Consider the following 23,254-nt stretch of genomic DNA (forward strand, 5'->3'; position numbering starts at 1 on the left):
ATGCGTGATTCGATAGAGAAGCCGGGACAGGCCGGCACGTTTTTAAGAATCGGAGACAAGTGCTATAAAGCCGCGAACCAAACGGGGTGCGGTAGGGTGAAGCGCGTCAACTTGCTTGAGTACTTTGAACTAGCCGAGTACCTCCACTCGGGGAAAAACCAAATTACATTTGAAGGCACCATAAAGGGTGGAATGGTCTGGGTTGCTATTTCCGGCCTTCCAAACTTGTTGGACAATTTCATTCGTGATGACAACGGGTTCTCGACCAGCAAGACAGTGGCCCGCGACTTGTCATCAATCATACAAGAGTGGATTGCCACAAACGTGATGGATGCAAACTCGCCGCCATCGTTTTCTACAGCCGGTTTCAATAGCGATTTTTCAAGCTGGCAGCTAAGTGCGATACGAGCCAAGATGGACGCTTTTAAAAGTGTCTTTGCAGCAGAGTGTTCTGAGGTTGATGTATATTCCGTCGGCCAAATTTCGCTCTATAAAACTTCAGATCTCGTTTCATCCGCTTCAAAGACGTTACCACCGGAGACCAGAGCGAGCATCCCATTCGAAGCTGCAATTGAGTTTGACGATGCTGGCCGATGCTTGGCGTTCGGTCTTGCTACAGCAAGCGGGTTTCATGCCCTTCGCGGCTTAGAACTTGTCATCGATTCTTACCTTCGCGCATTCGGCGTCACCAAGAAATTGCATTCCTGGAATGATTACGTGAACGCCGCCAAAGCGCTGGCAGAAGGTGACGGAGATAAGAAGCCAGCGCTGAAGGTCGTTCAAATGATCGATAGGATGCGCAATTTAGATCGCAATCCATTGATGCACCCGCGCGACACTCTAGATGAGATAGGCGCGGACATGCTGTTCAGGTCGAGCGCGCTAACGGTCTATGAGATCGTCAAGGATATGAAGGCGAACGGGCGCACGATCATTGATAATGATGCTCCGGCCCATAACGCGGTCGTGGCGGCCCTTAGCAATCCAGACAAGGACGAGGCGGCATGAAGGCCAGATGCGGCCGACAAGTGGAAAAATGCGAAAACGCCTATTTGGCACTGGAAAAATATGCGGTTTGCATATTTCATGATGGCGGAGCGGATTCTCCCGCTTTGATACGACTCCCCCGGATGGCTCGGGGAAGAAGGCACCCGTAGCGGGGTGCGCCATCCAGCGACGCCCGGTGGGGCGGGGTGTGAGATGCTTTGCGGGCCGACTCACCCCCTCCATCGCGCTGGAAACACGACTCAAGGCGACTCGTTTTGTTCTGACAAGGGTACCGGCCCCGAAAACCGAGTCGTTTCAAGGCTTTCTGTGGGAAACTGGCATGATCGGTGGAAAACCGGGAAAAGATTCCGACGAAGAACGGTTCAACGAGACCGTGCAGCGGATGCTGAAGACGCCGCCGAAGCCGCATGATTCTGCCCACAAACAGAAATCTTCCTCTATTTTTGCCAAGAAGATGGGAACCAAGTTGACGAAGAATAAATAACCCTGCCATCCTGCACCAGGACGGGGGGACAACTGTGAAAATTCATGCATTCAGGGCCGTGCAAATCGGTCTCGTAAATTTAGCGCAGACACTGGCCCATATTAGAGGCTTGCCCTTAGAACAAAGGCTGCGCGATATTGCTGGGTCTCAAATCCGGCTTGAGGCTGAAGTGCATGCGGGCAACCTTTGGTCGCTTGATTTTGGGGGCATACGAATGGAAGGCCCCGGCCGCGCGTCCGCAAATATGCCGATCCAAGATTTCGAAATGGCGGATGATGAAGGTTTCGGCCACGAAACCGCCGGATGCTTCGACGGCGAGTTTTTGATTTTGCAATATAATCACTTCGGGCCAAGGGTTGCCAGAATCCGTGAGTATCTGTCCCGTTTCGGTCGAGAGATCGCTGGCGGCGCGGATGTAGATGGTGAGCAATTATTCAACTTGGTTCCCGTGCTGAAAGAGGACGCTAACGAGCGTCTTGCCCACATGGGACTCGTGAAAAGTATGGAAATATCTTTCTACGTCCCCGGAATAGTTGCGAACAATGGTGCAAATCGCCAGTCATTGTCGGGGCTGCTGAATAATCCCCTTATTGGGACTGCCTCAAAGGTTCGGATACAAATTTCTGCCGCTCGTGACCGTGCAAGCTCTCTTGCTCTTAACCAAGTCAGGCAGGCGGTAGATGATTTAGTCGGCCTTCGCGAAGATGTTAGCGAATTGCAAATTGTCGCAAAGGAAACCGAAGACTCCCCGAGTGAGCCGGTCGACTTTCTGGAGGCTCGGCTCGAAGCTGACATACCCGTTCAGAGGATTGGTCGCCGCTACGGCAGAAATGAGCGCTGGGCAGCTCTGAGGCAAGCGCTCGATACCTGGCGCGCTAACGGTCAACTGCAATGAGCCTCGCCATTTTATGGGAACGGACATGGCCGTGGCTTGGCGCCTTAGCGATCACAGTTTTTTGGTATTGGGTCGGCGGTCCATTTCCTAAGACGCCAGACACGCTATTCGGCACGGCGGCGACAGTCGCATCGGTTTTTGCGAGTTTTTTGGGAGTGGCGGAGGCAATAATCATAGGGCTGAAGGGAAGCGCATCCTACAAAGTTCTTGAGAAAGCGGGTTACACCTCACTTTTGTTCGGCTACCTCCGATCTGGCATCCTCAGCGCTGTAACTTTCGCTACTCTATCTATCGTCGGCTTCTTTATAGCGGATGACGTTAAGATAGACGGGTACCTCGTGGCCCATGTTTTTGCGGCCATCTGGATAACTGTCGGCGGCGCTTCGGTGCTTACGTTCGCCCGGATCTCAAATATTCTGTTTAAGCTTCTGCATCAGCCATGACGCTTGCGGAAGCGCAGAAGCTTTCTCGCCTTCTGCTTAGGCGAGATCGCCTTCGTTAATCCGCCGATAGGTAAGGCGCTTGCCTTCGATCATCGCAAGCAACTGGTCGTGGCGTTCGGTGTCGGTGATCTTGAGTGCGGTGCGGCGATTGTAGCGGAAATCGAATTCCGACAAGTAGCGGTGCAAGTGAGCCTCGCCGCAATGCTGATAGACGCCGACCATGCCGCGCTTGAACACTGAAAACACGTTCTCAATCGTGTTCGAATGGATCGACACGTCATCCTCATAGCGGACGTATTCGCCAGCGGAATGGTTGGTGGTCTTGTGTGAGGCGTATTCCTCGCCGGTGACGGTGTAGAGCTTGGACTGGTCCGTGTAGAGCGTCGATTTGCGGTCGGCATTGCGCACAAGGATATCGCGCACAACGGCCTTGGTGGCGTGCTGGACGTGGACCATGCGGGCTTTGCCGCCACGCTCGACAAGGCCGATAACAGTGCGCTTCGGCTTCATCTTGCGCTTCAAGCGCGGCTGGCCTTTACGTTGGGGCGAAAGGTAATCGCGGTCAACGGTGAGCGCTGTCCCGGCGCCACCTTTCGCGCGTGGTCGTGAGCCACGATGCTCGGAGCCTTTGAGGGCTTCGACACATGACGGTTTCAGAGCTTACGCTTAAGTCCAGGGACGAGGAGCCGGTTCGACGGCTTGAGATATTCACGGGTTCTGGACGGCGGCGCGAATGGTTGCCGGAGGAGAAGGCGCGGATCGTGGCGGAAAGCTACGATGCTGGCGACACCGTGAGCGCTGTGGCTCGGCGACATGCATTGTCCCCGCAGCAGCTGTTCGCCTGGCGCCGGTCCGCGCGGGTGCCGTTGGCGAATGCGCCGGCAACGGAGCCGTTGTTTGTTCCAGCAGTGGTCGCGGCACAGGAACCCGAACCGGCGGGGAAGCGCGCGAGATCGACACGGAAGCGGAAGGCCGCGCGAGAAGCCGGCGTGATCGAGCTGGAGATTGACGGCGTCGCCATGCGGGTAGGTCGTGGCGCCGACGCCAGGACGGTGGCGGCGGTGATCCGTGCGCTGAAGGCGCCGTCGTGATCGGGCCGACGGGTGTGGTCAAGGTGATGGTCGCGACGAAGCCGGTGGACTTCCGCAAGGGGGCCGAGGGCCTGGCGGCGCTGGTGCGCGAGACGATGGGCGCCGATCCGTTCTCCGGCGCGGTCTACGTCTTCAGGGCCAAGCGCTCCGACCGGGTCAAGCTGGTGTACTTCGACGGCACCGGCGTGTGCCTGCTGGCGAAGCGTCTGGAGGACGGGAAGTTCTGCTGGCCTGCCATCACCGACGGCGTGGTGAGGTTGTCGGCGGCGCAATTGCAGGCGCTCCTGGAAGGGTTGGATTGGCGGCGCGTGCATGACGCCCGCGAGACGCGCGCGCCGGTCGCGGCAAGTTGATTCCATGGGCGGCCAGAGACGCTGGCAAAGCATTGGAATGCATGATTGAATCGGCCTTGTGAGCAATCCGGCCGAGCCTCAGACCAACGATCCGATCGCACTTCAAGCGATGCTCGCGGCGGAGCGCGCCGAGAACGAGCGGCTGCGCCAGATCATCAAGGAACTGCAGCGCCACCGCTTCGGCCGCAGGGCAGAGAGCCTGCCGGTCGACCAACTGCTGCTGGGCCTGGAAGAGGCCGAGCAGGTCGAGGCGGAGGGCTTCGCCGCAGAGGACACCGCCGATCCTGCCAAGCGCGAGGCTCGCGCCAGCAAGCGCCGCACCAACCGCGGTGCACTGCCCGCGCACCTGCCGCGTATCGAGCAGGTCATCGACATTCCCGATAAGATCTGCCCGTGCTGCAAGGGAATGCTGCACGTCATGGGCGAGGATCGCTCCGAGCGCCTCGACATCGTGCCGGCCCAATTCCGCGTCATCGTCACGCGCCGACCGAAGTATGCCTGCCGGAGCTGCGAGGAGGTCGTGGTGCAGGCGCCCGCAGCGGAGCGCCTCGTCGAGGGGGGCATCCCGACCGAAGCGACCGTCGCCCACGTGCTGGTGTCGAAGTATGCCGACCATCTTCCCCTGTATCGCCAGGCGCAGATCTATGCCCGCCAGGGCGTGAACCTGGATCGGTCCACGCTCGCCGACTGGGTCGGCAAGGCAGCCTTCCTGCTACGGCCGATCCACGAGCGGCTGTTCGAGCGCCTGAAGGCGTCCGGCAAGCTCTTCGCCGACGAGACCACGGCGCCGGTGCTCGATCCCGGGCGCGGCCGCACCAAGACGGGCCAGCTGTTCGCCTATGCGCGCGACGATCGCCCCTGGGGCGGGATCGATCCGCCCGGCGTCGCCTATCTCTATGCGCCCGACCGCAAGGCCGAACAGCCACTCCGGCACCTCCAGGGCTTCGTCGGAATCCTGCAAGTCGACGGTTACGCCGGATACCGGGCGTTGGCCGAGCGCAATGCCGTGAGCCTGGCGTTCTGCTGGGCGCATGTCCGTCGCCGGTTCTACGAACTGGCCCAGTCCGGACCCGCGCCGATCGCCACGGAGGCGCTCCAGCGCATCGCCGAGCTCTACAGGATTGAGAGCGAGATACGGGGACGCTCGCCCGAAGAGCGGCGCACCGCCCGCCAGGAGAGAAGCCGCCCCGTCATCGATACCCTCCAGCCATGGCTGCGCGAGAAGCTCGCCCTGGTCAGCCAGAAGAGCAAGCTCGCCGAAGCAATCCGCTACCCGCTCTCGCGCTGGGCCGGACTTGGTCGCTTCCTCGACGACGGCCGCGTCGAGATCGACTCCAACGTCGTCGAACGCTCGATCAGGCCAATCGCCCTCAATCGGAAGAATGCGCTCTTCGCCGGTTCCGACGGCGGTGGCGAGCACTGGGCGACCATCGCCTCGCTCGTAGAAACCGCGAAACTCAACGGCGTCGACCCATACGCCTACCTCGCCGACGTCATCACCCGCATCGTCGCTGGCCATCCGCAAAGCCAGCTCGACGACCTGCTGCCCTGGGCCTATGCCCCCGCGCTGCTCAAGGCCGTGGCCTGAGAACAGCGGTTACGGTCAACGCGACCAATGTAGGTTTCATCGGCTTCAACGGTCTTGCCTTCGCCACCAAGCGGGCCAGCGGACTTAACGTCTTCCTTCATGGCTTCGCGGATACGGTGAGCCATGAACCAGGCGGTCTTGTAGGTGACGCCAAGCATGCGGTGCAGCTGATGCGCGCTCATGCCTTTCTTGGACGAGGCCATGAGGAACGTCGCCAGAAGCCACTTGTTCAAGGCGATCTTGGAACGCTCGAACACGGTGCCGACAGTGACGGTGAACTGTTCGCGGCATTCCATGCAGTTGTACAGGCCGGGGCGGTGAGCCTTGCCTTCCATCTTGGTGATGCGGTCGGGATTGGCATTGCCGCAATGCGGGCAGTTAGGACCATGCGGCCAACGCTGCGCTTCCAAATGGATGCGGGCGGCGTCGGCGTCTTGGAAGATTGGGCTATCGAGTTTCATGGCTAGTCAGGCTCCGTTGATCCTTTCTAGCAAATTGGCCGTACTTTGTCACGTATATAATTAGGAAAAATATCCTATCAAACAAGGCACGGCCGTGAACTACGCAGCCGCGTTCGCAAAGTGCTCGGTTGGGAACCCCGTGGCGCATGGACGACATCGTGCGCACGGCGTGGAGCTGGCGTCGACCGCGGCGGCGCGCTGAAGCGCAGACCTCCTCCCGCAGACGACCAAGCTCCCGGCCTGCTTGAGCTGCTCCAAATTCTGTTTTCCATCCGGCAGGCCCGTCGGCAGGTTTGACGAGCATCAAGGTTTCCAGTCGCAAATGCCGCGACTGTCGGCGGGACACACAAGGCCCGGGAAGCATGCAGTCTCCGATTTTTTCTGCCCATGGGGTGACCAAGGTCTACCGCTCAGGCGAGGTCGAGGTGTTCGCCCTGCGCGGTGTCGATCTCGATCTCTATGAGGGAGAGATCGCGGTCCTGCTTGGACCATCAGGCAGTGGCAAGTCGACACTGCTCAACATCATGGGCGGGCTTGACCGCGCGACCGCAGGTGAGGTCCGCTTTCGCGGCCAGGATCTGACCGCGTTCTCCGAGAGGCAGTTCACCCGCTTCCGGCGTGACCATGTCGGCTTTGTGTTCCAGTTCTACAATTTGATCCCGAGCCTCACCGCCTGGGAGAACGTCGCACTGGTCACCGAGATCTCGTCCAATCCAATGAAGCCCGATGAGGCGCTGGAGATGGTCGGCCTCAGGGATCGCATGGCGCATTTCCCCGCCCAACTCTCCGGCGGCGAGCAGCAAAGGGTGGCGATTGCCCGTGCGATCGCCAAACGCCCGGAAGTCATGCTGTGCGACGAGCCGACCGGCGCCCTTGATTCGAAGACAGGCATTCTGGTCCTCGAAGCGCTGTCGCGGATCAATGAGGAGATGAAGACGACCATGGCGATCATCACGCACAATGCCGGCATCCGGCAGATCGCGCACCGCGTCTTCACTTTCAAGGACGGTCGCATTGCCGATGCCGCGGTCAACGACCAGCGGGCACGGCCCGCCGAAGTAAGCTGGTAGTGCCGTGCCGGTCCTCGATCGCAAGCTTCTGCGCGATATCCTGCGGATGTGGGCGCAGGTCCTCGCCATCGCGCTCGTCATGGCCTGCGGCGTTGCAACGATCGTCATCGCAGTCGGAGGCTATCGCTCGCTGGAGCAAACCCGCACCGCATTCTATGACCGCTACCGGTTTGCCACCGTCTTCTCGGGGCTGACGCGCGCGCCGCTTCACCTTCGCGAACGCATGGCATCGATCGCGGGGGTCAGCGGCCTCGAACTGCGCATCGTCAAGCCGGTTTTGCTGGATATGCCTGGCATGGCCGAACCGGCAACCGCAATCGCCGTCTCGATCCCCGACCGCGGTGTGCCCGCTGCCAACAGACTTTACCTACGTATCGGCCGGCTGCCTGAACCCGGACGCCCCGGCGAGGTAGCGGTCACTGAACGGTTCGCCACCGCACATCGCATGGCACCCGGCAGCACGTTCGACGCCATTCTGAACGGCCGAAAGCGGACGCTCACCGTCACCGGCATCGTACTCACGCCCGAATACATCTACGCGCTCGGCCCTGGCGACATGGTGCCGGACCCGCGGCGCTTCGGCGTCTTCTTCATGCCGCGAGCCGTGCTTGCCGGCATCTTCGACATGGATGGCGCATTCAACGATGTTGCCATACGCGCCCAGCGCAGTGCCGACGTCCAGGCGATCGAGGACGCGGTCGACCGTATCCTGAAGCCGTTCGGTGGAACCGGTGCGCACGGGCGCGCCGACCAGATATCCCACGCCTTCCTCGACAATGAGCTGATCCAGCTTCGCGCCATGGCCACCGTCATTCCACCGGTGTTCCTGTTTGTGTCGGCCTTCCTGGTCAACATGATCCTGTCGCGGTTGATCGTGCTCGAGCGCGAACAGATCGGGCTGATGAAGGCCGTTGGCTACGGATCGGGGGCAATCGGCTGGCATTATGCCAAGCTGACGCTGGTGATCGCGTTGATCGGCATCGCCATCGGCGCCGGTGCCGGCAACTGGCTTGGCCACGGCCTCACCAGGCTCTATGCCCGGTTCTTCTCCTTTCCTTTCCTCATCTTCCAGCAAAGCCTCGATCTCTATGCCATCGCCGCCGCCACAAGCGCACTGGCAGCGCTGTTGGGCGCGGCGCGGGCGATCTGGAGCGTCGTGACGCTTCCGCCGGCGGTCGCCATGCAACCGCCCGCCCCGGCCCGATACCGGGCCTTCCTCACGAGCGACGGAAATCTCCTGTCGGCTTTCTCGCAATTGACCATCATGGCGTTCAGGCATCTGGTGCGCTGGCCGGTGCGCTCGTTGCTGACGACATTGGGGACCTCGCTCGCCGTCGCTCTCCTGGTCACGGCGCTATTCTCCTTCGATTCCATAGCGTTCATGGTCGACACGGTTTTCTTCCGTGCCGAGCGACAGGATGCGACCTTGTCGTTCGGTGTCGAGCAACCGCCGCGCGCCCTGCAGTCTGTCGCAGCCATGCCGGGCGTGCTGCGCGCGGAGCCGTTCCGGGCAACGGCTGTGATCCTGCACCATGGCTATCGTGAGCGCCGGCTGGTGATCTCGAGTGTTCCCCGACAGGCGGACCTCGCGCGGGTTCTCGATCTCAATCTCGATCCAATCGACCCGCCGCCGGCCGGCCTCATGCTGTCCGAAAGGGTCGCCTCGCTGCTCCACCTGCGTATCGGTGATCTGGCCGAGGTCGAACTGCTCGAAAAGGCGCATCAAGTGGTCCGCGTTCCCGTGACCAGCATCGTCCAGAGCTATGTCGGGCTCGCCGTCTACATGCGCGCCGAGGCGCTCGACGGGCTGGTCGGCGGCGGACCCCGCATTTCCGGGGTCAGGGTAGCGATCGATTCGGCACGCCTCGGTGACCTCTACACAGCCATCAAGCAGACGCCCGTTATCGCTTCAATCGCGCTGCAGGGCATATCGCGCCAGCGCTTCCGCGAGACAATCGGAGAGAACATCACGATCATGACCAGCGTCTACACGGCACTTGCCGTCATCATTGCCTTCGGCGTCGTCTACAACTCGGCCCGTATCCAGCTTTCCGAGCGCGCCCGCGAACTCGCCGGCTTGCGCGTGCTCGGCTTCACCAGGAGTGAAGTGTCGAGTGTCCTGCTCATCGAACTGGCCAGCATCGTCGCTTTGGCGCAACCGCTTGGCTGGATCCTCGGCTATCTCTTCTCGTGGTCGGTCGTCAGGGGTTTCGAGAGCGACCTCTTCCGCATTCCGTTCGTGGTGAACCGGTCCACTTTCGCGCTTGCCAGCCTGGTCGTGCTCGCCGTGGCCACGCTTTCGGCGCTGATCGTTCGGCGTCGTATCGACAGCCTTGATCTCGTGCGTGTCCTCAAGACAAGGGATTAGTCCAATGAAGTCGATCTGGATCAAACGCGTCGGGCTTGCGCTCCTTGCCGTTGCGGTCGTCGCCGGCTTTGGCTGGGCTTTGCGCACGCGGCCGGCGTTGGTGGATTTGGCCGAAGTGACCGCAGCGCCAATGCGAGTCACGGTCCGTGAGGAAGGTATGACGCGCGTGCGCGACGTCTACACGGTATCGGCGCCGATTGCCGGTCATCTGACGCGCACGGTGGTGAACGAAGGCGACTTGGTGAGAGCGAACAATACCGTTGTTGCCGCCATCCATCCGCTCGACCCGCCACTGATCGACCGGCGCGCGGAAGCCGAACTGCTTGCCAGCCGAGACGCGGCGCGCGCTGGTGTCGGTGTTGCCGAGATCGACTTGCAGCGTGCGCAATCGGCATTGAAGCTGGCTGAGGACGAATTGGCTCGGACAATCAAATTGTTCGGGTCCGGTTTTGTCTCGGAGAGCGCCTTGCAGAGGCTCACCAACGAAGTCGACCTGCAAAAAGCCGCTGTCGACGCGGCGAAAGCGGTCATAGGACTCAGAAATGCGGAACTTGCGAACGCCGAGGCCCGCCTGTTGCAGCCCGATCCGGCGGACCCGACCGGTGAAAGCTGCTGCGTCAATCTTCTGGCTCCCATCGACGGAAACGTTCTCTCCGTCATGGCGAGGAGCGAACAAGCCGTGACGGCCGGCGCCAAGATCGCCGAAATCGGCAACGTCCACGATCTGGAGATCGCTGTCGACCTGCTGTCGACTGACGCGGTGAGCATCGCCCCTGGGACAAAGGCTGAGATCAGTGACTGGGGCGGGGATCATGCTTTGCATGCGAGAGTGAGACGCGTCGATCCGGCCGCATTCACCAAGGTTTCCGCGCTCGGGATCGAGGAGCAGAGGGTTACCGTCGTTCTGGATCTGGAAGATACGGATGTCCGGCTCGGCCACGGCTATCGGGTCTTCGTCGAAATGACCGTCTGGGAGTGCGTCCGGTGCATCCAGGTGCCGATCGGGGCGCTGTTCAGGAACGGCGACCGGTGGAACGTCTTCGTAGTCGATGGCGGCCGCGCCAAACAAACCGAAATTGGAATCGGGCATATGAATGACGATACTGCGGAAGTGCTGACGGGTCTGAAACCCGGCGCGAGCGTCGTCGTCCACCCGTCCGACACCCTTGTCGACGATGGCCTGGTGGAGCGACGCGACTGAAGTCCGATGCCTGGCAAAACGGTCGAATGGATGCGGGGTCCCTTTGTGCCGTCCCGATCGACACGCTCGACGAGGGGCGCGAATGAGGAGGAACTGCTCTGGGTCGGATCAATCCCTTGCCGCGATCCTGCACTCGCCTGGTCCTGATGCGAGTAAGAAGAAAGCCGAGGCGGTTCATTGCCAGCAAACGATCCAAGAATGCAGCCGCGACGCCTCGGTCAGACTTCATCGCGCCATCAGGATCGGCAGCGACTGCTCCTCAAGCATCGACCTGGTCACGCCACCGAAGATGCGCTCGCGCAATCGCGAATGGCCATAGGCGCCCATCACCATCAGGTCGGCTGCGATATCGATCGCGTGCTGGCGAAGAACGTCGGCGATGGAATGGTTTGAACTCGGCAGCCGGTCGATCATAACCTTCACCCTGTGTCGCGCGAGATAGGCGGCGGCATCGGCACCGGGTTCCTGACCATGGTGATATTCGTCCTCAACCGGATCGACCATGACCAGGCGCACCTGGTCGGCGCCGATCAACATTTCGAGTGATTTACGGACGGCGCGCGATGCCTCCAGGCGGGCGTCCCACGCGACCAGCACCCGTTTCGGCTTCAGTGTCGCGCGACTCCCCGAGGGAACGATCAGCAGCGGCTTCCCGGACGAAAATAAGGCGCCCTCGATCACCTTGCCTTTCAACGTCTCGCCAGCGAGCAACTCCGGCCCGATCACCGTAATGTCGGCGTAGCGTGCACGACGACCGATTCTTTCGTCAGCCCCGCCAACCTCCGGATATTCGCTGGAGACATCGGCCGAAAGCGCCCTGCCGGCGAGAAAGGCCGACACGGCAGTCACTCGCTTCTTCAGGAGCGTCTCGTCGACCTGCCGCTCCTTCAGCCAGTCTTCCGAAACGATTGCCGCATACTCTCCGACCGGCGGCGGCGCGGCGATGGCAACAGCAAGAACGGCAAGATGGGCACCAATTTCGTCGCAAAGGTCGGCAGCGAGTTTGAGATCGTCGTCGCTCATATGCGGGCCCGTAACCGAAAGGATCGTCTTGAAAGCCATGGCAGTTGCTCCTGTTCTTGGCCAAATTCCGTGACGACGATAGCCAGACCGTTCGCCGCGCTCATTGCGCTGAATCAAGACCACGCGGACGCCCAGTTGATCCGGATCAACATGTCTGCGGATTTACGCGGTAGGCTCAGCCGATCAATCGGCGGATGCGCACATGAGATTTCTGATCGCAGCAGCCTTGGCGACCCTGGCCTGCGAAGCGTCCAGGTCGCAGGAGATGAGTTACGGCCAGGCAGAATATCTGAACTCCTGCGCCGTTTGTCACGGTATCGACGGCAAGGGTGACGGTCCCTTGCGCAACCTGCTGGTCAAGCGACCGGCTGACCTGACGCATCTTTCCCAACGGAATGGTGGGACGTTTCCCTATTCCAGGGTCTTTGCAACAATTGACGGTCGCTATGCCGTATCAAGCCATGGCAAACGCGAGATGCCTGTCTGGGGTCGGGTATTCCTTGAAGACGATGCCAAAACCTACGGCCCTAACGGCGGCGAGGTGGTGACCACCGAACGCATCCACAACCTGGCGGGTTACATCGCGACGCTGCAGCATTAGACCCAGGCACGGTAGATCGCCGAAATGACTTGCGGCGCACGTTCGAAGGCATGCACCGGCCATTATCCACGTCTCCGCCTGCCGCCAGGGCCTGGCCTAGGTAGTTTCCCGTAGGGACATAACCGAATTTCGGCGCCCGTCGATTTGCGCGATTGCTGTGCCACGGATCAACCGGGAAGACAGCCATGCAAGCCTACACCTCCTCCAGGATTTCATTGTCGTCGCATCTTGCTCAGCCGGCTCTGCCAGCGACACTCGGTTCCGGACCGGTCCAGCCGATCAGCTTCTTTCCAGCCGGTTCAGAAATCTATGCCCAGGGCGAGAAGGCTGGTGCCTTCTATCAAGTCGAATTCGGCGCCGTGCGCATCTACCGCCTGCTCGCTGACGGACGCCGGCAGATCAGCGCCTTCCATCTTGCTGGAGAGACATTCGGCTTCGAAGCCGGCGCGACGCACCACTTCTTCGCCGAAGCGATCAATGCCACCGGTGTTCGCGTTTTCCGCCTCAATGCTGGGGCGGACATGTCGCATCAGTTGCTGCCCTTGGCGCTCAAGGGGTTGACCAGAGCTCAGGAACACCTCCTCGTCCTGGGTCGCCAGAACGCCATCGAACGCGTGGCCGCCTTCCTGGTCGACATGGTGGAGCGCCAAGGCGGTCTGCGGCAGGTGGAGCTTCCGATGTCGCGCACGGACATCGGCGACTATCTCGGCCTCACCATTGAGACCGTGTCGCGGGTTTTCACCCGGCTGAAGGACAAGGGCGTGATCCGCCTGCTCAACCTGCGCAGCGTCGAAATCCTCAAGCAGGACGTGTTGCAGACCATGGGCGAATGAGCCCTCCCAAGCAGACAGCGTAACGTCAGCCTCAGATCAGGGACCCTATTGTCATGAACGATACACTTACCACCCACACCGGATTTCGCTTCGAAGTGCGTCGCGCCCGCCCTGAGGACGAGCCGACGCTGGCCGAGTTCTTCACGCATGTCACCCCGGAAGACCTGCGCTTCCGCTTTCTCGGCGCCGTGAAGGAAGTTTCGCATGAACGGCTGGCGGCGATGACGCGTTCAGACGATGCCCACATCCATAATTTCGTGGCGTTCTCGACCGACGGGATGTTGATCGCCGTTGCTACATTGGCAAGCGATCGCGCCGACCGAACCGGCGAGGTCGCGATCTGCATTCGCGCGGATCGCAAGCATCTGGGCGTTGGCTGGAACCTGCTCGCCCATATCTCGAAATATGCCGAAAAACTTGGCCTCGAAGCGATCGAGTCGATCGAGAGTCGTGAAAACCGTGCCGCGATAGAGGTCGAGCGCGACATGGGTTTCACGGTCACGACTGACCCCGACGATGCGACGCTCGTCCTGGTTCGGCGGGAACTAGGGGCGCGCGCAGCCGGTTAGAGGCCTGGTCCATCCTGATTCCACAGAGATCGCAAGATCGACATCTCCGCCGCGACAGCACGTTCTTTATCCGCTGGAATGACCAGGACATCGACGCTGGAATTGGGATTGCTGACAACTTCCTCGCCTCTTCGATTTCGCTCCTCGTCGAGGCCGACTCCAAGCCAGGGCGCGGCGGCGCCGATCCTTTCCCAGACCAACGGCGCGTTTTCGCCAATGCCGGCCGTGAACACCAGCGTGTCCAGCGGGCGAAGGCCATCGGCGACGGTGGTCCATGCGCTGTATTCCAGGGCGCGAAACGAGGTCATGCATGCGGTCGCATCCTCCAGGCTGTAGATGGTTCAACGGGCGGCCGGCCCGGCAGGGCGCAAGGGACCTCTCGCTTACTGTCGAGAAGCCGGGCTTCTTGTCGTTGGCCGCACTTCCGCAGGCATCTGCCCTCGGCATATCCTTGTCCGGCCCAGACCAGCATCTGTGGTGGCCGCAGGTCTCAGAGCTACGTTGCAATCAGGTTCCAGAGACGGTCATCCTGCAATCGGCGCCGGCAGAGCGTCACAACCTGCAAAGTGTCTCGCGGACATAGGCTTCGGCGTCAGCGCACTCGCAACCCTCAATCAAATCCCTAGAATGCTTGAGCGCGGCAGGACAGTCGGCACCGCCTTCAGCCCGGGTTTCCCGCTCGTCCGCCAGCAGCTTGTGTGCCAGCCTGCGCTGAGGCCGATGCGTAGGGCAGATAATACCCGTCGAGCCGCAAAGCCATCGACGGGGTTTCCAGGCGATTTGTGGGTATCCAAACGGGCCATGAACTCCAGCAGTTAGCGGCGTAACTTCGATGCGCAATGTCTCCGAGGCAGGAAAAACAGCAACCGACCCAATTCGCCCAGCTTAGACTGCTGGCGCGTCGATTCGATCTTGTAGCCAACGTAACTCAGCTTGTGTGGTCAACGATTGGGTCGTGGAGTGCAGCGAGCCAATGGGCCATCGCACCAAGATCTCCATCGACCCGGATCCGGCCCTGGCGTATAGCCCGGTCGCGAAAAGCTTGATACGCCGGATCGGCGGCGTAAAGCAGGTTCAGCTCGCGGGCCGTAGCGGAGCATACCTAGATCGTCACGTCGCCCCGCTCGTCCTTGTCAACGCCTATTCGGAACGCTGGCACCCCGTTCACAATGTCAAAACGAATGCCTTGAATACGCCCGTCCGGCAGTGTCGCGCCGTCGACATAGCGCTCCACGAGCGACCAATTCAGGTCGGGCGCGAGGTCTGCTCGAGCTGTGGCGGCGCACATCAATGTGCCGACCATTTCGAACCATGCCATGGTGCCGTGAGAGAATTTCGGCGAGGCGCTCACGCCAGTTGACCGCGTGCCACCGTCAGGACGATCTTGCCGCGAATATGACCGGCAGCAGCGCGCTCGTGGGCCTTGCGGGCCTCGGCCAGGGTGAAGATGCTGTCGACTCCAATGCGGATCAGGCCGCTGTCCAGAAGCGGCACAATCTCTGCAAGCTGCGCGCCGTTAGAACGGACCTGAGTCGTGGAGACGGTGACGCCTAGCCGCTTGGCTTCGTCGCTGCCGTCGAAGCCAAGCGGGAAGATCGGGTAAAGAGCGCCGCCCGGTTTCAGCGTTGGCAGGAAGCGGGCCGTCGCTGGGCCGCCAACCGCATCGACGACGAGGTCCACGTCGCCCACCACTTCCTCGGGCTTGACCTTCCCATAGTCGATGAAATCGTCGGCGCCGAGGTCGCGGAGGAACGTCTCGTGGCCACCGGACGCCACCGCAATCACTCGCGCTTCGCGCCATTTCGCTAGCTGCACCACAAGATGGCCGACTCCGCCTGCCGCGCCGTTGACCAGCACCGTCTTTCCCGCGAGCGGGACCGGCTCGTGCTGGTGCGGCTGGAGGGGATTGGGCTCGTTGTGCCCGAGGTCGATCAGAAACTGCCATGCGGTGAGCACCGACATCGGCGCGCCCGCCGCGTGAACATGGTCGATGCCGGAGGGCTTCAGAGCAAGTTCCGTCGCCGGCACTGCGACATATTCCGCATAGGCGCTGCTCTCACCAGCCAGCCCAGCGGGGAAGCGCACCATCGCATAGACTTCGTCGCCGGCCGCGAAGCCCTGCACGTCGTCGGCGACCGCGTCGACGACACCTGAGACATCGGTGCCGGGCACGATCGGGAACGAAACTTTGGGCTGCCATTCAGCCGGGAGCATCTTATAGCCCTCGCGCAGGTACCAGTCGGGCGGGTTGAGGCCGACGGCATGAACGCGGACGAGCACCTCTCCGGATTTGAGCGCCGGTTTTGGAGCATCCTCGTAGATCAGTTGTTCAGGGCCACCGAACGCGTGCAGGCGAACCGCTTTCATTATTTTGGTCATGGGAACTCTCCACCGAGTGCATTCACAGGACGTGGACATAGAGGCTCGACTCCAAGTTGATAATTGCCGCCCGATTTGATTTAATTGTTCCATGAAGGAACAAGTCGCACTGGATCGGCTGACGGGTTTGATTGCTTTCGCCCGGGCCGGATCGTTAGGGAGCTTCACGGCGGCTGCCCGCTCGCTTGGAATTTCCCCGTCCGCTGTCAGCAAGAGTGTCCAGCGCCTCGAACAGCAACTGGGCGTTTCCTTGTTTACCCGGACTACCCGGTCCCTCACGCTGACGCCCGAGGGCCGGGAGCTGCATGAGCGGGCTGTAAGGCTGTTGCGTGACGCGGAGGAGATCGAACAGGTCGCCAAAGCCGTTCGCGCTGAGCCGACCGGCACCTTGCGGATTGCAGTGTCGCTGCCGATCGGGCTCCATCTGGTCGCGCCCGCCTTGCCCGCCTTCCGCAAGCTTCACCCCAAGGTGAGCATCGACCTTCGAATTGACGACCGGCTAGTCGACATTGTCGAACAGGGCATTGATATCGCGGTTCGCATCGGAGAACTCGCGGACTCTCGTTTGTTGTCGCGCCGGCTTTCCCCGTTGCGGCTTTGCGCGTACGCCGCGCCAGCCTATCTGGCGGCGCGGGGCACGCCGACGCATCCGGACGAATTGGCAGCACACGACACGGTCAATCTCAGGTATCAGAGCAGCGGCCAGGCCTTCCGCTGGCCCTTTCGGATTGGCGAGCGCGAAATCGAGATTGTGCCAACGTCAAGCATCATCGTCGACGCCAGCGAAGCGGTGATGGCAACCCTGGTCGCCGGCGGCGGTATCGGCATCAGCGCAACTTTCGTCGCCGCCCCTTACGTCGCGCGGGGTGAACTGGCCTTAGTACTCGGCGACTTTGCCGTTGAGCGCGACAACATCACCGCGCTGTGGCCGTCGAGTCGGCGAACCAACCCGGCCGTGCGGGCCTTCCTCGAGCATCTGAGCGAGACTGCACGGGTCAGTCTTGCGGTGTAGCCGGCAATCACGCCATAGTGGGCGAGCTCATCCAAATCGCTGAGACGATCCCAGATCCTGCGATGGAAATCCAGTTCCATGCCGATTTGGGACGAGGAACTGTTTTGCAACGGAAGTGACGGGCTTCGGCCCGGCCAACAACCTGCCCGCAAGGAACAAGGCGACAAGAGCGCCGAGGATCTCGGCAACAAATGAAGCCTGGGAGGTCGATCATTTCACCCCAAAGGCAGAGATTTACGCGACAACACTCTATTCAAGATCGAAGAATTAAGCGTAAGCCACTGATTTGTAATAAGTTGGTGGGCCCGGAGGGTCGTCGCTTTCTACCGGAAATCAATACGTTAGCGGGTGGTTCGCCAGCCCATGTCCTTCGTATTCTCTCGTATGGTCTGGCGAACCTAAGGACGATGAACGCGACTAATTACAGGCTTCGAGATATCGCCGATTTAGCCGCAGGTCGCCAGGAACTCCCTTGTAGTGAATGACCGAAATGGGGCCGCACGCAGACTGTCTGCTTTGTCACGGATGACGCGCAACAGGTCTATCGCGGCGGGAGGGCTGTCCGTTTCAAGAAGCGGCCGACCCTCGATAGACGCAGGAGCGCCAGAGTGCCCAGACGTATCTGCGCATGTTGTCGAGATGCCATGATCGCTGCGCGATGGGCTTCTTGTTGTTCCAGGTAGCATGCCAGTGCAAGGTCATAACGGGATAACCGAATGTCGCCGGGGGGCTGTTCTACCGTTGACGATCTCCTGGATCGAATGGGCCAATCGGAAAGGCTGGGACCAAGCATAGCGTTTCCCTTACAAAGAGTTGATTTGAGAGCCTCTCCTATGGCCGTGAGGGATGCGTACGAAGAACTGTGATTGGTTCGTGAAAAGCGTCTGTCCAGCCAGATTGCAGTTGAAGTCGCACCAGGTCCGGGGAACAATCGAGTGTCCAACATGGCTTGCGAACGGTGGCGCAAACACAACTTCTGTTATTCGGCGGCTTCACTCTTGCTGGAGGCGAGCTTGCCAATGCAGCGCTGAGCCGCAAAGCGCGTGGTTTGGTGACTTATCTCGCACTCAATCCTGGACAGTCCCATTCGCGCGAGAAACTCGCCGCGCTTCTATGGGGCGATACTGGGGAGCCGCAGGCGCGGATGAACCTTAGACAGGCTCTGTCGGCGATCAGGAAGGCGTTGCCATCGGTCGACGGCCGACGCCTTTTGGCACACGGCGACAATGTCACCCTCAAGCTCGAAGATCTTGAGATCGATGTGGCACGGTTCGAGCGCCTAGCGTCAGGTATAGCCCTCGAGCAGCTTGAGCAAGCCGTCGTTGTCTATCGCGGTGACTTGCTCGATGGTTTCGCCCTGAAGGAAGAACCGTTCAACGACTGGCTCAGGGTGGAACGTGAGAGATTGAGGACGATTTGGATCGGCGTTCTGGAAAAACTTCTCCATCACTATTCGGTCGAGAACAATCTGGCCGCATATGTCCAGGCAGCGAGGCGCTTGATCGGGTCTGATCCTCTTAGGGAAGACATCCACCGAGGCCTCATGCAAATCTACGCCCGCCAAGGCCGACTGAACATGTCACTGAGGCAGTATGCCCAATGCCGCGAGGTCCTTCGCAAGCACCTCCAGGTGGAGCCGGAGAAGGAGACGCGTGAGCTGAACGACAGGCTCCGTGCTAGCCGTTTCGTACCGTCCAAACCGAGCCTAACACCGTGCTTAAGTTATGAGGGAAATCCCGTCGATAACCCGGTGCCAGCCTCGCTGCGCCCAGAAACACACTATGTAAAGTCGGGCGGGGTCAGCGTTGCCTATCAGGTAACCGGCGGGGGGCCGTTCGACCTCGTCTACGTACAGGGCTGGGTTTCCAACCTCGACTATGCCTGGGAATCTCCTCGGCTTGCGCATGTGCTGCGGCGGCTTGGGTCATTTTGCCGGCTGGTCCGCATCGACAAGCGAGGCACTGGGCTTTCCGATCGCAACGTGGGCTTTCCAACGATGCAGGAGCGGGCGGACGATTTGCGGGCGGTACTCGATGCAATCGGATCGCGACGGACAGTCTTATTCGGCAGTTCCGAAGGGGGCGTCCTATGCATGCTCTTTGCGGCGACCTATCCCGAACGAACCGAGGCACTCATTCTTCACGGTGCTTATGCTCAAGGACTTTGGTCACCGGACTATCCTTGGGCAAAGACTAGAGAGGACATGGAAGAAGAACTGGCCGAAATCGAACGCAAGTGGGGAGAGCCTTGGGATTTGGGAAGAGGGGCGCCGAGCTTGGCGAACGATACGCACGAGCAACAATGGTTTGCAGCCTATCTGAGGAATTCGGCGTCTCCTTCCGACGCGATCGCACTATGGCGCTGGGGCGCCGAAGTCGATGTCCGTAGTATCCTCCACGCGATTCATGTGCCCACTCTCGTACTCCACAGGAAAGGCGATCGATGGGTCAAGGTCGAAGAAGCACTTTACCTGTCCGAGCGCATTGTTGGCGCCACGCTGATCGAGCTCCCGGGCGATGACCACCTGATCTGGGGCGCCGATTCGGACCGCCTCGTCGACACAATCCAACACTACCTCACCCGTACGTTTCCTTCTAAGGCCGGATAGAGCCGAAGGCTGAACTGTATTCCACCCGCTCATTGACATGGATCATGACGATCAGTTTCGGGAGGATCATTGAAGACCAGCGAAGAACTATGCTGAGTGATGCGCGGCGGCGCGGTGGGCCTCATCGGAAGCACTCACATCCCGGCAGAAGAAAATGCAAACCCGGTTGCTGGCCACGTCACCATTTAGGCCCGTGGCGAAGCTAATCTCTACCCGCGTTCATGGGGCGCTTGGCTAACCGACGGCTGTCGGGCCACAAGCGAAATGTCAGTTCGCAATGTCAGATTGCCGCTAATCTCTCGGCGCTGACCCGGTGAAGTTTCCACCTTTGCCGGAAATGAACCCCGGCGGTCCTTGGTCCCTGGCGCCGCCAATCGGGACCGGTGATCCAAACGTCCCGGAGCAGCGTAGAATCAACAGATCTAGCCAGTTAGTGGAGATTGGGACGATGCAAGGGACAATCGCATTCCTTTGTGCCGTGTTTCTCGGGTCGGCGGCACAAGCCGACGCATTCTCGGACAGCCGCGGCATATGGATGCGAGACGACGGCAACGCCAAGGTCTCAATCGCGCCTTGTGGACAGCAATTGTGCGCGACCAATCTGTGGATCGGCGACACCAGCAAGGGTGAACAGGCCGGCGACAAGCTGATCATGACGCTAAGACCGGCGTCACAAGGCACGCTGGCCGGAAAGGCTTACGACCCCAAGCGAAACCGTACCTATTCAATGACGTTGACGGTGAAGAAAGGGGGCCTCACCACGCGGGGCTGCATAGGCGCAGGCTTGATTTGCAAGAACGTGCGCTGGACCCCGGCAAAATGATCTGCGAGACGGAATGAGCCGACAAGCCCAAGCTCCCACCATTGTGTTGTTCCGGCGCGACCTGCGCATTGGTGACAACGCCGCGCTCGCGGCGGCAGCCGATCGCGGCGCTCCCGTCGTGGCGCTCTATATCCTGGACGAGACAACCGAAGGTCTAAGGGCCATGGGAGCGGCCAGCCGCTGGTGGCTCCATCACTCGCTCGCGGCCCTTGGCGATCTGCTTCGCAAGGCTGGAGCGAATTTATTTCTGGCACATGGACGCACCGAAGACGCCGTCGCCAAGGCGATCGACGCCAGCGGCGCGAATTGCGTGTTCTGGAACAGGCGTTACGACCCCTCGGAGGCGGGGGTCGATGCCAGGCTGAAAGCCGCCCTGCGCGAAAAGGGGCTCACGGCACTCAGCTTCGATGGCGCGCTCCTGCATGAACCTTCGCTCCTCAAGACTGGCTCCGGCGGCTTCTACAAAGTCTATACGCCATTTTGGAAGGCGATGGCGTACAAGGTCGATGTTCGCGATCCGATCGATACCCCGGGACAGATTGATGGTTGGAGGGGTGAGCTTGGCGGCTTGCGCCTGGACGAGCTTGACTTGCTGCCTAGCAAACCCGACTGGGCGTATGGCTTGCGCGAGACTTGGACACCAGGCGAAAAAGGCGCTCAGGCCAGGCTTAGTCAATTCATTGAGCACGACCTGGCCAATTATGAACGCCAACGTGACTATCCTGGCCAGCCGTCAACATCGCGACTTTCCCCGCATCTGACCTTCGGCGAGATCACGCCATTCCAGATATTCGCCGCGTTGCGCAGATCGAAAAGCTCGGGAACTTCGAAGTTTCGTGCGGAGATCGGCTGGCGGGAATTTTCATATCATCTGCTGTTTCATAATCCCGATCTTTCAGTGCGCAACTTCCGGCCGGAGTTTGACGCAATGTCATGGCGGGACGACATACGGGCTCTTCGGACATGGCAGCGCGGCCTGACAGGGTATCCAATCGTGGATGCCGGGATGCGCGAATTGTGGCGAACGGGCTGGATGCACAACCGCGTGCGCATGATCGTGGCGTCCTTCCTCATCAAGGACCTCATGATCGACTGGCGCCACGGCGAAAAGTGGTTTTGGGACACTCTGGTCGACGCGGACGCCGCAAACAATCCGGCCAGCTGGCAGTGGGTGGCCGGATCCGGAGCTGATGCGGCGCCCTATTTTCGCATCTTCAACCCGGTGCTGCAGGGCGAAAAGTTCGACCCTCACGGCGACTACGTTCGTCAGCACGTCCCGGAAATCTCTGCATTGCCCGACCGCTATATTCATCGGCCATGGGAGGCTCCCGCTGCCGTGCTGAAGGACAAAGGCATCGTGCTCGGCAAGACCTACCCCAACCCGATCGTAGACCACGGTGCGGCACGAGAAAGGGCATTGATCGTCTATCAGTCCTTAAAGGATTGAGCCAGTGGATCAAACAACAACGGGAAGGTTTTCATGATGCGGTATGCCGTCGCCTACACAACCACTCTGATCGCTTTCCTGGCCATTGACGCGGTATGGCTCACGACGATGTCGCAGCGCCTTTACCGCCGCTATGTCGGGGACATACTGGTTGACGTATTCAACCCTGTTCCTGCTGCGGCATTCTACCTGATCTATGTCGTGGGTCTCATAATCTTCGCAACGTCGCCGGCTTTTTCGAGCGGCAAATGGACAACGGCCGCGCTGAATGGCGCGCTCTATGGTTTCTTCACCTACGCGACCTACGATCTGACCAACCAGGCCACGATCCGCGGCTGGCCGACGATCATCACTGTGGCGGATATCTGCTGGGGTTCGCTGCTCAGCGCGGTTGCGGCCACTGTGGGCTTCCTGGTGACCCGCTACTATCTGCGCGGCGCCTGATCGCCAGGCTGTTGCGGGGCCGGCACAGCACCCGACAACAGCCAGCCGATGAAGACGATCAACGTCGCGGCGCTCAAGGCATTCAAGCCGGCCATGGCGCTGTTATCGGCGGCCGTGTAACCGGCCAGCGGCTCGCCGAAAAAGCGATGCGGGATGAAATAGGCCATCGCACTAAGCCCCACCACAAAGAGCCCGATCGCCCGCTCCGACGGCCTGAACAGCGCGGCGCCGATCAGTGCGCAGGGAACCAGGAAAATCTCCACGCCCGATCCAACGCCGAACGCCTTGGTGCTCACGATCTCGTTGGCGATGCCAGTCAGCGGCAGCAGGACGCGGGCGGCCAGCGCATGCCGTTTGGCAACAGCCGGAACAGCCAGAAAGATCGGCGTTGACATGAACGTGAGAAACGAAGGAGCTATCTTGTCGGCGCCGACCGCCGCCCAAAGGTACAGCGGGTAGAACGGCTGGTTCCAGGCAACGACCAGTGCAATCCAGTTGGCCGCGCTGGTCAAGGGGTCGGGATGCGCCGCGTAACCGCCGACCCGGCGCCATA

Annotated in this window: 23 protein-coding genes and 2 pseudogenes; 18 read left to right on the forward strand and 7 right to left on the reverse strand. The window is 60.6% G+C overall.

The annotated features are described in order from the left end of the window. From ACLGL5_RS31365 to ACLGL5_RS31380, 4 genes are all read left to right on the forward strand, one after another. Positions 1 to 1,008 carry a hypothetical protein gene (locus ACLGL5_RS31365; protein ID WP_069092815.1) on the forward strand — a complete coding sequence of 336 codons (1,008 nt, stop codon included), beginning with the start codon at positions 1 to 3 and terminating at the stop codon, positions 1,006 to 1,008. Between the two features lie 319 nt (positions 1,009 to 1,327). After that, positions 1,328 to 1,492 (forward strand): hypothetical protein, encoded by a 165-nt coding sequence (locus ACLGL5_RS31370; protein ID WP_171903308.1) that lies wholly within the window; start codon positions 1,328 to 1,330, stop codon positions 1,490 to 1,492. 34 nt (positions 1,493 to 1,526) lie between these two features. Further along, a complete protein-coding gene (locus tag ACLGL5_RS31375) occupies positions 1,527 to 2,387 on the forward strand; it encodes a DUF6731 family protein (RefSeq protein WP_141700967.1) in 861 nt (286 codons plus the stop codon). Continuing rightward, positions 2,384 to 2,830 (forward strand): hypothetical protein, encoded by a 447-nt coding sequence (locus tag ACLGL5_RS31380; RefSeq protein ID WP_069092818.1) that lies wholly within the window; start codon positions 2,384 to 2,386, stop codon positions 2,828 to 2,830. Before ACLGL5_RS31375 ends, ACLGL5_RS31380 begins: the two co-directional genes overlap by 4 nt. 36 nt (positions 2,831 to 2,866) lie before the next feature. Here ACLGL5_RS31380 and ACLGL5_RS31385 read toward each other — a convergent pair. Beyond that, positions 2,867 to 3,421 (reverse strand): annotated as a pseudogene (locus tag ACLGL5_RS31385) (IS1595 family transposase); the annotation flags it as partial. 53 nt (positions 3,422 to 3,474) lie between these two features. On the opposite strand from ACLGL5_RS31385, the gene tnpA reads away from it, so the two are divergent. From tnpA to tnpC, 3 genes are all read left to right on the forward strand, one after another. Next, positions 3,475 to 3,921: an IS66-like element accessory protein TnpA gene (gene tnpA, locus ACLGL5_RS31390; RefSeq protein WP_069091706.1), complete on the forward strand. Its 447-nt coding sequence runs from the start codon at positions 3,475 to 3,477 to the stop codon at positions 3,919 to 3,921. Positions 3,922 to 3,947: 26 nt separating this feature from the next. Continuing rightward, entirely contained in the window at positions 3,948 to 4,274 is a 327-nt protein-coding gene (gene tnpB / locus ACLGL5_RS31395; RefSeq protein ID WP_494372961.1) for an IS66 family insertion sequence element accessory protein TnpB, read from the forward strand. Between the two features lie 109 nt (positions 4,275 to 4,383). Beyond that, the gene (gene tnpC, locus ACLGL5_RS31400; RefSeq protein WP_141700997.1) at positions 4,384 to 5,862 is read left to right on the forward strand and encodes an IS66 family transposase; all 1,479 of its coding nucleotides are present in this window, start codon (positions 4,384 to 4,386) and stop codon (positions 5,860 to 5,862) included. Positions 5,863 to 5,885: 23 nt separating this feature from the next. On the opposite strand, the pseudogene ACLGL5_RS31405 reads toward tnpC, so the two are convergent. Further along, positions 5,886 to 6,323: pseudogene (locus ACLGL5_RS31405) on the reverse strand (IS1595 family transposase); the annotation flags it as partial. A gap of 362 nt (positions 6,324 to 6,685) precedes the next feature. On the opposite strand from ACLGL5_RS31405, the gene ACLGL5_RS31410 reads away from it, so the two are divergent. Genes ACLGL5_RS31410 through ACLGL5_RS31420 form a run of 3 tightly spaced genes read left to right on the forward strand, consistent with a single transcriptional unit; the run spans position 6,686 to position 10,962 of the window. Further along, the gene (locus ACLGL5_RS31410) at positions 6,686 to 7,393 is read left to right on the forward strand and encodes an ABC transporter ATP-binding protein (protein WP_038648698.1); all 708 of its coding nucleotides are present in this window, start codon (positions 6,686 to 6,688) and stop codon (positions 7,391 to 7,393) included. A 4-nt stretch (positions 7,394 to 7,397) separates the two neighbouring features. Next, complete coding sequence (locus ACLGL5_RS31415) at positions 7,398 to 9,761, forward strand: ABC transporter permease (protein ID WP_038648700.1); 2,364 nt, start codon at positions 7,398 to 7,400, stop codon at positions 9,759 to 9,761. 4 nt (positions 9,762 to 9,765) lie between these two features. Next, a complete protein-coding gene (locus tag ACLGL5_RS31420) occupies positions 9,766 to 10,962 on the forward strand; it encodes an efflux RND transporter periplasmic adaptor subunit (RefSeq protein WP_069092819.1) in 1,197 nt (398 codons plus the stop codon). Between the two features lie 225 nt (positions 10,963 to 11,187). Here ACLGL5_RS31420 and ACLGL5_RS31425 read toward each other — a convergent pair whose 3' ends face one another. Beyond that, complete coding sequence (locus ACLGL5_RS31425; protein WP_494372825.1) at positions 11,188 to 12,024, reverse strand: universal stress protein; 837 nt, start codon at positions 12,022 to 12,024, stop codon at positions 11,188 to 11,190. Positions 12,025 to 12,187: 163 nt separating this feature from the next. On the opposite strand from ACLGL5_RS31425, the gene ACLGL5_RS31430 reads away from it, so the two are divergent. The 3 genes from ACLGL5_RS31430 to ACLGL5_RS31440 all read left to right on the forward strand — a co-directional run bounded on the left by ACLGL5_RS31430 (position 12,188) and on the right by ACLGL5_RS31440 (position 13,988). Next, a complete protein-coding gene (locus tag ACLGL5_RS31430) occupies positions 12,188 to 12,586 on the forward strand; it encodes a c-type cytochrome (protein ID WP_019859890.1) in 399 nt (132 codons plus the stop codon). Between the two features lie 185 nt (positions 12,587 to 12,771). Then, positions 12,772 to 13,419 carry a helix-turn-helix domain-containing protein gene (locus tag ACLGL5_RS31435; RefSeq protein WP_019859891.1) on the forward strand — a complete coding sequence of 216 codons (648 nt, stop codon included), beginning with the start codon at positions 12,772 to 12,774 and terminating at the stop codon, positions 13,417 to 13,419. A 53-nt stretch (positions 13,420 to 13,472) separates the two neighbouring features. Beyond that, positions 13,473 to 13,988 carry a GNAT family N-acetyltransferase gene (locus ACLGL5_RS31440; protein ID WP_019859892.1) on the forward strand — a complete coding sequence of 172 codons (516 nt, stop codon included), beginning with the start codon at positions 13,473 to 13,475 and terminating at the stop codon, positions 13,986 to 13,988. Here ACLGL5_RS31440 and ACLGL5_RS31445 read toward each other — a convergent pair. From ACLGL5_RS31445 to ACLGL5_RS31455, 3 genes are all read right to left on the reverse strand, one after another. Next, positions 13,985 to 14,296, reverse strand: coding sequence for an acetate/propionate family kinase (locus ACLGL5_RS31445; RefSeq protein WP_069092821.1), 312 nt, complete (start codon positions 14,294 to 14,296; stop codon positions 13,985 to 13,987). The two genes, ACLGL5_RS31440 and ACLGL5_RS31445, sit on opposite strands and share 4 nt — an antisense overlap. 794 nt (positions 14,297 to 15,090) lie before the next feature. Continuing rightward, complete coding sequence (locus ACLGL5_RS31450; protein ID WP_245307205.1) at positions 15,091 to 15,339, reverse strand: hypothetical protein; 249 nt, start codon at positions 15,337 to 15,339, stop codon at positions 15,091 to 15,093. Then, positions 15,336 to 16,367 (reverse strand): NADP-dependent oxidoreductase, encoded by a 1,032-nt coding sequence (locus ACLGL5_RS31455; RefSeq protein WP_069092822.1) that lies wholly within the window; start codon positions 16,365 to 16,367, stop codon positions 15,336 to 15,338. The genes ACLGL5_RS31450 and ACLGL5_RS31455 overlap by 4 nt, the downstream gene beginning before the upstream one ends. A 91-nt stretch (positions 16,368 to 16,458) precedes the next feature. Between ACLGL5_RS31455 and ACLGL5_RS31460 the strand changes: the two genes are divergently transcribed. From ACLGL5_RS31460 to ACLGL5_RS31480, 5 genes are all read left to right on the forward strand, one after another. Continuing rightward, entirely contained in the window at positions 16,459 to 17,379 is a 921-nt protein-coding gene (locus tag ACLGL5_RS31460) for a LysR family transcriptional regulator (RefSeq protein WP_069092823.1), read from the forward strand. 958 nt (positions 17,380 to 18,337) lie between these two features. Beyond that, positions 18,338 to 19,987, forward strand: a complete 1,650-nt coding sequence (locus ACLGL5_RS31465; RefSeq protein ID WP_069093495.1) for a bifunctional AfsR/SARP family transcriptional regulator/alpha/beta hydrolase — start codon at positions 18,338 to 18,340, stop codon at positions 19,985 to 19,987. Between the two features lie 313 nt (positions 19,988 to 20,300). Further along, positions 20,301 to 20,810 (forward strand): DUF2147 domain-containing protein, encoded by a 510-nt coding sequence (locus tag ACLGL5_RS31470; protein ID WP_494372826.1) that lies wholly within the window; start codon positions 20,301 to 20,303, stop codon positions 20,808 to 20,810. Between the two features lie 13 nt (positions 20,811 to 20,823). Beyond that, positions 20,824 to 22,257 carry a cryptochrome/photolyase family protein gene (locus tag ACLGL5_RS31475; RefSeq protein WP_069092825.1) on the forward strand — a complete coding sequence of 478 codons (1,434 nt, stop codon included), beginning with the start codon at positions 20,824 to 20,826 and terminating at the stop codon, positions 22,255 to 22,257. A 33-nt stretch (positions 22,258 to 22,290) separates the two neighbouring features. Beyond that, on the forward strand, positions 22,291 to 22,701 hold the full coding sequence (locus ACLGL5_RS31480) for a DUF2177 family protein (protein WP_019859902.1): 411 nt from the start codon (positions 22,291 to 22,293) through the stop codon (positions 22,699 to 22,701). On the opposite strand, the gene ACLGL5_RS31485 is transcribed toward ACLGL5_RS31480, so the two are convergent. Further along, on the reverse strand, positions 22,683 to 23,213 hold the full coding sequence (locus tag ACLGL5_RS31485) for a hypothetical protein (RefSeq protein WP_223217885.1): 531 nt from the start codon (positions 23,211 to 23,213) through the stop codon (positions 22,683 to 22,685). The two genes, ACLGL5_RS31480 and ACLGL5_RS31485, sit on opposite strands and share 19 nt — an antisense overlap. Positions 23,214 to 23,254: the final 41 nt, after the last annotated feature.

It is taken from the genome of Mesorhizobium sp. U510, from assembly GCF_059180695.1.